The organism is Vibrio sp. 2130-1, assembly GCF_033339515.1.
On the sequence record NZ_JAWOUT010000291.1, the window covers coordinates 1 to 696 of the forward strand.

Here is a 696-nt window from a genome sequence, read left to right on the forward strand (position 1 = left end):
GCACTCTTGGATGATAAGGACTTCACCAGAAAGCATCAGCACCTATCGAAGGTGCTGCATACTTGGAATGAAGTTGTTTCTCAAAGCAAACCCTGAGTAACAAAAAGGAGCCTAACTGGCTCCTTTTTTAATGGGGATGATGTTACGTTCGTGGACGTTATTTTCACTCGGGATATGTAACGTTGAAAAAGGCGTACCGACAAGAGAGTGGTCACATAGCTCTCCATAATAGATGAGCGACAAAATCTCTTGCTCGTTGATTTTTCCCACCTTAAAAAGGTAATTGATTATTGCTGTATCCAGTAGGTCGTGACACCCATTAAGCAGATCCACGATATTGGCCGCAGCTTCATTTTCCTCTCCGTCATCTCGACCGGCTAATACTGATTCAACCCAAGCCTCAAGGCTCGGATGTCCCTCAGCGAGCTCTATTTGACGGCACTCGTTCTCGATCAACCCTGTGATTGCTTCGTTGAGCGTTCCGCCATAAGTCGGCATGTTGAGAACAACTCCAAATCCGGGGATTTCTTTTTGGATTGGCTTCGCATCCTTGGGAGCTGATTTCAGCCACAGGAAAAACCAGATCCCAGAGCTTATGTCTTCCGGCTTGACCTGGTTGGCCGCAAGGAATTTGGAAACCTCGTTACAGATGATGCCATCTGGCGCTGCCATCTCGTAAATACCCGCCATCAGATC

1 protein-coding gene is annotated in these 696 nt (G+C 47.1%); it reads right to left on the reverse strand.

All coding sequences use genetic code 11. From position 1 onward, the window contains the following. Positions 1-111: 111 nt before the first annotated feature. Positions 112-696, reverse strand: a 585-nt coding sequence (locus R7Q09_RS25800; protein WP_318143897.1) for a hypothetical protein, incomplete at its 5' end; no start/stop codon positions are given.